The sequence below is a fragment of the Pseudomonas sp. AFG_SD02_1510_Pfu_092 genome, assembly GCF_003331055.1.
In the GTDB taxonomy this organism is placed as follows: domain Bacteria; phylum Pseudomonadota; class Gammaproteobacteria; order Pseudomonadales; family Pseudomonadaceae; genus Aquipseudomonas.
The window spans coordinates 13,359-25,150 of sequence record NZ_PUQD01000031.1 but is presented as its reverse complement, the minus strand read 5'-3'; the positions used below and the strand labels follow the sequence as shown (position 1 = coordinate 25,150).

The 11,792-nt window shown below is 65.1% G+C and carries 2 protein-coding genes; both read left to right on the top strand.

The window, feature by feature from the left end; all coding sequences use genetic code 11:
• Window positions 1–40 precede the first annotated feature (40 nt).
• A complete protein-coding gene (locus C6A77_RS14685; protein ID WP_114170119.1) occupies window positions 41–11,038 on the top strand; it encodes a peroxidase family protein in 10,998 nt (3,665 codons plus the stop codon).
• Between the two features lie 268 nt (window positions 11,039–11,306).
• The gene (locus C6A77_RS14680; RefSeq protein ID WP_114170118.1) at window positions 11,307–11,792 is read left to right on the top strand and encodes an isochorismatase family protein; all 486 of its coding nucleotides are present in this window, start codon (window positions 11,307–11,309) and stop codon (window positions 11,790–11,792) included.

Sequence of the window (11,792 nt, the reverse complement as noted above, 5' to 3'; positions counted from 1 at the left end):
TGCCCTGAGTCAACTCCCGACAGATCGAGGGCAACTTGAAATGGCCAATTTCAGCAAGTCGGACCTGGAATTCATTCTTCAACAGATCTTCATCGCCGAGGCCCACGCCGATGGCGCCAGCCTGATCGACCTGCTGCCCAACAGCCAGGTGTCGTTCGGCCTGCGTACCGTGGATGGCAGCTTCAACAACCTGGTGACCGGGCAGAGCGAATTCGGTGCTGCCGACAACTCGTTCCTGCGCCTGCTCAGCCCTTCGTTCAGCGGCGATTACCTTGGCACTGGCACCGTCACCGATTCGCAACCGCGCACCATCAGCAACCTGATCGTCGACCAGACGGCCAACAACCCGGCGGCGGTCGAAGCCAACGGCGGCGCCGCGCCGGTGATCAGCCCCGGCATCGACGGGGTGTTCGGCACCGCTGACGACACCGAAGTGTTCTTCATCCCCAACGTGTCGCCCGACGTCGGCCTGACCGCCGGCTTCAACGCCTGGATGACCTTCTTCGGCCAGTTCTTCGACCATGGCCTGGACCTGGTGACCAAGAGCAGTACCGACTTCGTGTTCATCCCGCTGCAGCCGGACGACCCGCTGTTCGACCCCAACAGCCCGACCAACTTCATGGTGCTGCCGCGCGCCGTGCGCACTGCCGGTGCCGATGGCGTGGTCGGCACCGCCGACGACGGCCAGACCAACACCACTTCGCCGTTCGTCGACCAGAGCCAGACCTACAGCTCGCACCCCTCGCACCAGGTGTTCCTGCGCGAGTACACGCTCGACGCCGCTGGCGACCCGGTGGCGACCGGGCGGCTGATCACCAACCGTGACCTGGGTGCCGATGGCCGCTTCGGCACCGCCGACGATGGCAACGGCGAAAGCGGTGGCATGGCCACCTGGGCGGTGGTCAAGGCCCAGGCGCGCGACCTGCTCGGCATCAACCTGACCGACGCCGACGTGCACAATGTGCCGCTGCTGGCCACCGACCCCTACGGCAACTTCCTGCGTGGGCCCAACGGCATGCCGCAGGTGGTCATGCGCGTGAGCAATGGCGCCGACGGCATCGCCGGCACCGCCGACGACGTCACCACCCTGGTCGAAGGCAACCGCGCCGCGCCGATCAGCCTGGCCAATGCCGTGAGCACCGGGCATGGCTTCCTCGACGACATCGCCCACAACGCCGCGCCGGTGGTGGTGGGCGGTGTGCTGCAGGCCGACGCCGACACTGCGGTCGGCAACGCGCAGCCGATGGGGCCGGGGGGCAACAACCTGACCTACGACAACGAACTGCTCGACGCCCACTACATCGCCGGTGACGGCCGGGTCAACGAGAACATCGGCCTGACCGCCGTGCACCACGTGTTCCACTCCGAGCACAACCGCCTGGTGCAGCAGACCAAGGACACCCTGCTGGCCTCCGGTGACCTGGCGTTCCTCAACCAGTGGCTGATCGACGATGTCACCGCCATCCCCACCACGCCCGCGGAAATCGCCGCGCTGGTCTGGGATGGCGAGCGGCTGTTCCAGGCCGCCAAGTTCGGCACCGAAATGCAGTACCAGCACCTGGTGTTCGAAGAGTTCGCCCGCACCATCCAGCCGCAGGTCGACGCGTTCCTGGCGCCGAACGGCTACGACACCTCGATCGACCCGGCCATCCTCGCCGAGTTCGCCCACGTGGTGTACCGCTTCGGCCACTCGATGCTGACCGAAACCGTCGACCGCTTCGACCCGGCGTTCAACACGGTGGACGGCGACCCGCAGCTCGGCCTGATCGCCGCCTTCCTCAACCCGCTGGCCTTCGCTGGCAGTGGCGCCACCGCCGACGAAGCGGCCGGCGCGATCATCCGTGGCGTCACCCGGCAGTTGGGCAACGAAATCGACGAATTCGTCACCGAGGCGCTGCGCAACAACCTGCTCGGCCTGCCGCTCGACCTGCCGGCGCTGAACATCGCCCGTGGCCGTGATACCGGCATCCCGAGCCTGAACGAGGCGCGCCGCGAGTTCTATGCCGCAACCGGCGACAGCCAGCTCAAGCCGTACATCAGCTGGGCCGACTTTGCCGACCACCTCAAGCACCCGGCCTCGCTGATCAACTTCATCGCTGCCTACGGCACCCACAGCACCATCACCGGGGCCACCACCGAGGCCGCCAAGCGCGCCGCTGCCGTGGCCCTGGTGCTCGGTGGCGACGGTGCCCCGGCCGATCGCCTGGACTTCCTCAACGGCACTGGCGCCTATGCCAACGTGACGCTGCTCGGGGCGGACGGCATTGCCGGCACAGCCGACGACATCAGCGGGGTAACCGTGACCGGCGTCGATGATATCGACTTCTGGGTCGGCGGCCTGGCCGAGGAGAAAATGCCGTTCGGCGGCATGCTCGGTTCCAGCTTCAACTTCGTTTTCGAAACCCAGCTGGAAGCCCTGCAGAACGGCGACCGCTTCTACTACCTGGCGCGCACCGCGGGCCTGCACTTCGGCACGGAACTGGAGAACAACTCGTTCGCCAAGCTGATCATGGCCAACTCGGATGTGGCGCACCTGTCCAACACGGTGTTCCTCACCCCGACCTTCACCCTGGAAGTGAACCAGGCCAACCAGTTCACCGGGCTGGGTGCCGATGGCCGGGCAGACCCGACCGGCGGCATCATGATCAACGGTGTGGAAATCGTACCGCTGGTGATCCGCGACAACCCGGACACCGTGGGCCCCGACAGCAACTTCCTGCACTACACCGGTGAAGACCATGTGGTGTTGGGCGGCACCGCCGGCAACGACATCATCATTTCCGGCGACGGCGACGACACCGTCTACGGCGATGCCGGCAACGACACCCTCGAAGGCGGCGCAGGCAATGACGCGGTGCTGGGTGGCGCCGGTGACGACATCATCACCGACGCGTTCGGCGACAACCGCCTGGAGGGCAACGACGGCAACGACGTGATCGTCGCCGGCAGCATGCTGGTGGGCGGCAACCTGATCCTGGGCGGCAACGGCCAGGACTTCATCATCACCACCGAAGACATCAGCACCACCTTCGGCGGCCAGGGCGACGACTTCATCCTCGGCGCCAAGACCAACCTGCCACCCACCGGCAACGAGGGTGACGACTGGATCGAGCGGGGCACCCAGGACGGTGCGCCGGGCGACAACTTCGCGCCGCTGCTGGGTGACGAGGTGATCGGCAACGACATCTTCGTCGGCGGTGGTGGCTTCGACGAAATGATCGGCGAGGGCGGCGACGACATCTTCGTCGGCAGTGACGCCCAGGACAAGATGGACGGCATGTCCGGCTTCGACTGGATTACCAACAAGAATGACCAGGTCGGCGTCACCGTCGACCTGACCCTGGCCGCCCTGGCTCAGCCACATGGCAACGCACCGAACCAGAACGCTGGCGTGTTCAACCCGGTCGGCGCCTCGCCGGCTTCCATCCTCGACCGCTTCGCCGAGGTCGAGGGCGTGTCCGGCTCGAACTTCGCCGACGTGCTCAAGGGCGACAACGTCGATGCGGTGACCATCCTCAATCATGGCGGTGCCACCGGCAGCGCCCTGACCAACGTCGCGCTGATCCGCGGCCTGCAGCAGTTCCTGGCCGATGCCGGGTTGCCGACCACCGGTTTTGCCACCGGCAACATCATGCTCGGCGGCAACGGCAGCGACCTGATCGAGGGGCGTGGGGGTGACGACCTGATCGACGGTGACAAATGGCTGAACGTGCGCATCGCCGTGTATGCACCGGATGATGTCAACCACACCGGGCCGGAAATCGCCAGCTTCGACAGCATGGTCGACATGATCCCGTTCATGCTCGACCGCACCTACAACCCTGGCCAGTTGAAGGCCGTGCGCGAGATCCTGCCCGGCAATTCCACCGGCGGTGCGGCGTTCGACACGGCGGTGTTCTCCGGCTTGCAGAGTGAATACACGGTAACGCAGAACACCAAAGGCACGCTCGACACCGCCGATGACGTGTGGACCGTGAGCGACAACGTGGCGGGGCGCGATGGCGTCGATACCTTGCTGCACATCGAACGCCTGCAGTTCGCCGACAGCCAGCGCGTGCTGGTCGAAGGGCTGAACGCTCAGCCGACCGGCAGCCCGGCCATCACCGACGGCAACGGCGGTGCGATTACCGTGGGCGATGTGCTGACGGTGAACGTGGCCGGCGTGCTGGATGCCGACAACATCAGCGCCGGCAACCCGCAGGGTACGCTCGCCGACCGCTCGGTGTCGTACTACTGGCAGGTCGAGGCCACCCCGGGCAGCGGTGTGTTCGAGGACATCATCCTGCTGCCGGCTGGCGACCTGGCGTTCCAGAGCGCCGACGGCACCAACTTCAAGGTGTCGCCGGACCTGGCCGGGCTGAGCCTGCGGGTCAAGGCGATGTACCAGGACGCCCACGGCACCACCGAAGTGCTGTTCTCGCAGCCCACCACCGTGGTTCAGCCGGGTGCGCCTGTGGTACCGACCCCGGCCACGCCGGTGGTGGACGCCACGGCCGGCGGTGCCGGCCTGCACATGGTGCGCTCCGACCTCAACTTCATCCTCGACCAGATCAAGATCGCCGAGGCTGATGCCAACGGCGCGGACATCCTCTCGCTGCTGCCCAACATCCGTTCAGCGCTGGGCCTGCGGGCGGTGGATGGCTCGAACAACAACCTGATGAACCTCAACGGCATCAACAATACCCAGTACGGTGCCGCCGACAACGTCTTCCCACGCGTGACCGACCCGGTATTCAACCCGGCCGAAGGTGCCCCGGCCGGCTTCTTCGGCCCTGGCTCGCCAGCCATTCCGGGCTCGTCGTACCAGCAGACCAGCGGCCCGGTGTTCGACTCGCAGCCACGCACCATCAGCAACCTGATCGTCGATCAGACCTCCAACAACCCGGCCGCCTACGCCACGGCGTATGACCCCGGCGCCGACGGCGTGCTCAATTTCGGCACACCAGGCAACGACGACGTGCTCAAGGACGGCGTGCGCATCGTCGCAAGCCCGGGTATGGACGGCCAGTTCGGCACGGCGGACGACCACGATGTGTACCTGTTCGAGAACACCGCCGCCGATGCAGGCCTGTCCGCGCCGTTCAACGCCTGGATGACCTTCTTCGGGCAGTTCTTCGACCATGGCCTGGACCTGGTCACCAAGGGTGGCTCGGGCACCATCTACATCCCGCTGCAACCGGATGACCCGCTGTACGTGGAGGGCGGTTTCACCAACTTCATGGTGGTGACCCGGGCCACCAACCTGCCTGGCCCGGATGGCATCCTCGGCAACGCCGATGACATCCACGAGCACACCAATACCACCACGCCATTCGTGGACCAGAACCAGACCTACAGCTCGCATCCTTCGCACCAGGTGTTCCTGCGCGGCTACGTGCTGACCGATGACGGGCCGGTTGCCACCGGCCGGCTTATCACCAACCGCGACCTGGGCGCCGATGGCCGCTACGGTACCGCTGACGACACCGAAATCGGCGGCATGGCGACCTGGAAGGTGGTCAAGGCCCAGGCCCGTGATGTGCTCGGTATCAACCTGACCGACGCCGATGTCGACAACGTACCGCTGCTGGCCACCGACGCCTACGGCAACTTCATCAAAGGGCCCAATGGCTTCCCGATGGTGATCATGAAAGGCCTCGACGGCATTGCCGGCACGGCCGACGACCAGCAGGTCGAAGGCAACCCGCTGGCGCCGATAGACCTGACCAACGCCGTGCGCACGGGGCACCAGTTCCTCGCCGACATTGCCCACAATGCCGTGCCGGTGTTCAGCGGTGGGGTGCTGGTACCAGATGCCGACAGCGATGTCGGCAACGCCGTGCCGGTGAACCCGCAGACCGGTGCCAACCTGGCCTACGACAACGAGCTGCTGGACGCGCACTACATTGCCGGTGACGGCCGGGTCAACGAAAACATCGGCCTGACCGCCGTGCATGCGATCTTCCATGCCGAGCACAACCGGCTGGTGGCGCAGACCATGGACACCGTGCTCGATTCGGGCGACCTGGCGTTCCTCAACGAGTGGCTGCTCAACCCGCTGACCGCGCTGCCGGCCAGCCAGGCCGAGATCGATGCGCTGGTGTGGAATGGCGAGCGGTTGTTCCAGGCGGCCAAGTTCGGTACCGAAATGCAGTACCAGCACCTGGTGTTCGAGGAGTTCGCCCGCACCGTGCAACCCCGGGTCGACCTGTTCTTTGCGCCGACCCAGGTGTACGACGTCGACCTCGATGCCTCGATCGTGGCCGAGTTCGCTCACACCGTGTACCGCTTCGGCCACTCGATGCTGACCGAAACCGTCGACCGCTTCGATGTCGACTTCAACGTCATCCAGGACCCGGCCAGTGCCAACCCCGATCAGCAACTGGGCCTGATCGCGGCGTTCCTCAACCCGCTGGCGTATGCCGCCAGTGGCGTCACCCCCGAGGACGCCACCAGCGCCATAGTGCGCGGGGTCACCCGCCAGGCTGGTAACGAAATCGACGAGTTCGTCACCGAGGCGCTGCGCAACAACCTGCTCGGCCTGCCGCTGGACCTGCCGGCGATCAACATCGCCCGTGGCCGCGATGTCGGCATCCCGTCGCTGAACGCCGTGCGCCGCGACATCTACGCGCAAACCGGCGACACCCAGCTCAAGCCGTACACCAGCTGGGTCGACCTGGTGCAGCACCTGAAGCATCCGGAGTCGCTGATCAACTTCATCGCCGCCTACGGCACCCACAGCACCATCACTGCGGCCACCACGTTGCTGGAAAAACGCGCGGCGGCCATGGCCCTGGTATTCGGCGGCGACGGCGCGCCAGCCGACCGGCTGGACTTCCTCAACAGCACCGGCGCCTACGCCAACGTCACCTTGCCTGGCAAGGATGGCGTGCTGGGTACCGTCGATGACCTGCGGGCGGTGACGGTGACCGGGGTCGATGCCATCGACTTGTGGATCGGCGGCCTGGCCGAAGCGAAAACGCCATTCGGCGGCATGCTCGGCAGCACCTTCAACTTCGTGTTCGAGAACCAGATGGAGAAATTGCAGGACGGCGACCGCTTCTACTACCTGGAACGCACCGCTGGCTTGTCGATGAACGCCGAACTGGAAAGCAACTCGTTCGCCAAGCTGATCATGGCCAATACCTCGGCCACCCACTTGCCGGCGCTGGTGTTCTCCGACCCGGGTTTCTACCTGGAAGTGGACCAGAGCAAGCAGTACAACGACGGCCTGGGCAATGCCGACCCGCTGGGCGAAAACGGCGAGCAGGTGGTGTTCCGCGACAGCCCGCTGACGGCCGGCCCGGACACCAACTACCTGCGCTATGCCGGTACCGAGCATGTCGTGCTCGGCGGCACCAACGGTGACGACATCCTGGTCTCCAGCGAGGGTGACGACACGGTCTGGGGTGATGGCGGCAACGACCGCATCGAAGGTGGCTACGGCAACGACCAGTTGCGCGGAGGCACCGGCGACGACATCATCAGCGACATCGGCGGTGACGACAACATCCAGGGCGGCGACGGCAACGATGTGCTGCACGGCGGTAATGGCGTCAACCTGATCATCGGCGGTTTCGGCAACGACTTCATCGTCACCGGTGAGGATGCTTCCGAAGCCATCGGCGGCCAAGGCAACGACTTCATCCTCGGCAGCAAGGCCAACGAGCAGGACATGGGCAACGAAGGGGACGACTGGATCGAGAAGGGTACCTCGGACGGTGCACCTGGCGACAACTTCGACCCGCTCGGCAACGACCCGATCATCGGCAACGACGTGTTCATCGGTGGTAACGAGAACGACAAGTTCAACGGTGAAGGCGGCGACGACATCATGGTCGGCAGCCTGGGCTTCGGTGACCGCTACATCGGCGGCTCCGGCTATGACTGGGCAACCTTCAAGGGCCTGGCCCAGGGCGTGACCATCGACTACAGCGACCGCTTCTTCGATGTACCGCCGGTACCGGGCTCGGGCGCCTCTGCGCTGGTGCGCTTCGACATCATGGAAGGCCTGTCCGGGTCGGCCCATGGCGACTTCCTGCGCGGCGACAACGAAGACGCCGCCAGCCTGCCGACCAATGGCGCCCACGGCAGCGTGCTGACCAACATCAACCTGATCAACGGCCTGTCCAGCCTGCTGGCCGCCGGTGCGACGTTCTACGACGGTGGCAACATCATCCTCGGTGGCAGCGGCAGCGACCTGATCGAAGGCCGTGGCGGCGACGATATCCTCGACGGTGACAAGTGGCTGAACGTGCGCATCAGCGTGCGCGCCAACAGCGACGGCAGCGGCCCGGAGATCGCCAGCTACGACAGCATGGAGCCGATGGTGCCGCTGATGCTCAATGGCACCTACAACCCGGGCCAGCTGGTGATCGTGCGGGAAATCCTCAACGGCACCGACAGCTACGACACGGCGGTGTTTTCCGGGGTGGCCAGCGATTACAGCGTGGTGGTCGATGGCAACGCAGTGATCGTCACTGACTCGGTGGCCGGGCGTGACGGTGTCGACCGCCTGACCGGCATCGAACGCCTGCAGTTCTCTGACAGTTCGCAGGCATCGGGGGTGGGTACAGCCGTCAACGCCGGCCCGACCGGGCACCTGGCGATACTCGACGCGGCCACCGGTCTGCGGGACGACACGCCGGTCAGCGGGCAACTGCTGCGGGTAACACCGCTGGCGGTACATGATGCGGACAACATCGGTGGGGCCAACCTGACGGGTACGATCACCGGCCCTGTGGCGTACTACTGGCAAGTCGAGAACCTGCCGGGTTCGGGGGTCTATGAAGACATCACCTTCGTCGCTGCTGGCGAGGTATCCCGGGCCATCGGCACTACCTACCGGGTCACGGACGATGTGGCGGGCTTGAATATCCGCGTACGCGCGGTGTACCAGGACGCCAAGGGCACGCTGGAAATCGTCGATTCGGCGCCGAACAGCGCGCCGAGCGCCGGGCCTACCGTGACCGGTCTGCTGGTACAGAACCAGACGCTCACCGCCAACCCGGCGACCATCGTCGATGCCGATGGCCTGAGCAACCCGCAGTTCACCTTCCAGTGGCAGGCCAACCGGGGGCTCGGCTGGGTCAACATCGCCGGCGCCATCAACAGCACCCTGGTTCTTGGCCAGGATCAGGTGGGGCAGAACATAAGGGTGGTGGTCAGCTATGTGGATGACATCGGCGTGCAGGAAAGCATCGCCTCCGACATCCTCGACCCGGTCGCCAACGTCAACGATGCGCCTACGGGGGCCGTGCTGATCAGCGACACGACGCCCATCCAGGGGCAGACCCTGACGGCGCTTACCGGCAGCATTGCCGACCTGGACGGGCTGGGAGCATTCAGCTTCCAGTGGCAGCAGGGGGCTGGCGGTATCTTCACCAACATCGTCGGTGCCACTGCCGCTACCTTCACCCCGGGTCTCGATCAGGGCGGCCAGCAACTGCAGGTGATCGTGCGCTACACCGACGCTTTCGGCGCGCAGGAGACACTCACCTCGGCGGCGACTGCTGCAGTGCCCGGGTTGACCCTGGTTGGCACCAACGGTGCCGATATCCTGATTGGTAGCGCGGGTAACGATGTGATCTCTGGCCTGGACGGTGCCGACCAGCTGTTTGGCGGGCTTGGTAACGACCTGCTCAATGGCGGTGCGGGTGCCGACCGCCTGGTGGGTGGTCTCGGCAATGACACTTATGTCGTTGACGATGCTGGGGACATAGTGGTCGAAGCCACCGGGGCGGGCACGGATACCGTGCGTACCACGCTGGCCAGCTACACCATGACCATTAATGTCGAGAACCTGGTGTACACCGGGGCTGGCAACTTCATCGGTGGTGGTAACGCGCTGGACAACCTCATGTTTGCCGGCGCCGGCAACGACTTGCTCAACGGCGGTGCAGGTGCCGATCGCATGACGGGTGGTCTCGGCAACGATGTCTACCTGGTGGACAACGCCGGGGATGTAGCGATCGAAGCTGCGGGAGCCGGTACGGATACCGTACGTACCACGCTGGCCAGCTATACCCTGGCCAGCAACATCGAGAACCTGGTGTATACCGGAGTGGGCAACTTCATCGGTGGTGGTAACACACTGGACAACCTCATGTTTGGTGGTGCCGGTAACGACCTGCTCAATGGCGGTACAGGTGCCGACCGTCTGGTGGGTGGTCTGGGCAACGATACCTATATAGTGGACAACGCCGGGGATGGGGTGATCGAGGCCGTGGGAGGCGGTACGGATACCGTGCGGACCACACTGGCCAGCTACACCATGACCGGTAACGTCGAGAACCTGGTGTATACCGGAGTAGGCAATTTCATCGGTGGTGGTAACACGCTGGACAACCTCATGTTTGGCGGCGCCGGCAACGACCTGCTCAATGGCGGTGCAGGCGCCGACCGCCTGGTGGGTGGTCTGGGCAACGACACCTATGTGGTGGACAACACCGGGGATGTACTGATCGAGGCCGTGGGGGCCGGAACGGACACCGTGCGTACCACGCTGACCAGTTACACCATGACCAGCAACATCGAGAACCTGACCTATACCGGGGTCGGTAACTTCAGTGGTACCGGTAACACGCAGGCCAACATCATCACCGGCGGTAATGGCAACGACAGCCTGGATGGCGGTCTTGGCAATGACATTCTCAACGGTGGTGCAGGCAACGACACGCTGTTCGGTGGTGCAGGCAACGACACGCTGCTCGGCGGCAGCGGCAGTGACTTCCTCAACGGCGCAGCAGGCGATGATAGGGTCAACGGCGGTGCCGGCGATGACACCATGATGGCTACGGATGGCAATGATGTCTTCCAGTTCGCCGCTGGCTTCGGCAACGACCTGATCATCAACTTCGACAGCAACGCGGCGGGCGGCCAGGACCGGCTGGACATCACCGCCTTCAACATCACCGCAGCCACCTTCGCTGCCAGCGTCACCATCGCCGATGTGGGCGACGATACGCTGGTCAGCATCGGCGCTACCGACTCCATCCGCCTGGTAGGGGTGGCGGATGCAACCACGGTGACCGCAGCAGACTTCAACCTCGCAGTTTGAGGCGCTACAGGGGCCGCTTTGCGGCCCCGTTCGCGGGCACGCCCGCTCCCACAGGGCCAGGCCAGACACCGGACCTTGTGGGAGCGGGCGTGCCCGCGAATGGGCTGCAAAGCAGCGCCCAGTCCCTCACGCAAGCCAAGGGTTAGTGAAAAACACACGGTCGGTGTGGGAGCCGGCTTGCCGGCGATCACCGGCGCAGCCGGTGCCATCCACTGCATCAGCGATCGCGTTATACTCCGCGCCTTTTGCCCATGTCCGGAATCCGCCCATGCGCCAGGTCTTGCTCATCGTCGATGTCCAGTCCACCTTCAGCCCACCCGAGTGGCTAGTCGATGGCCTGCGCCGGTTGTCGGCGAACATCCCCACCATTGCCTCGGTCGAGCTGCACGACGAACAGGTCACGCCGTTCGAGCGCCAGCTCGGCTGGCACCCAGCGGCCGAGGACGAGAGCCTGGTCGAGGCCGACCAGGTGTTCGTCAAGCATGGCTACGGGCAAAGCGCCGAAGCGATCGAGTACATTCGCCAGCTGGGCGTAGAGCGGGTGCTGGTGTGCGGGCTGCAGACCGAGACCTGTGTGCTGGCCGCAGGGTTTGCCCTGTTCGATGCCGGGCTGATGCCGACCCTGGTCACCGACATGACGGTCGGCTCATCGCTGGACCGCTCGGGCAAGCTGGGCATCGACCTGTGGACGCATCACTTCCGCCAGGTCACTACCTGCGCCGAGGTGCTTGGCGAACTCGCCGCACACCGCTAG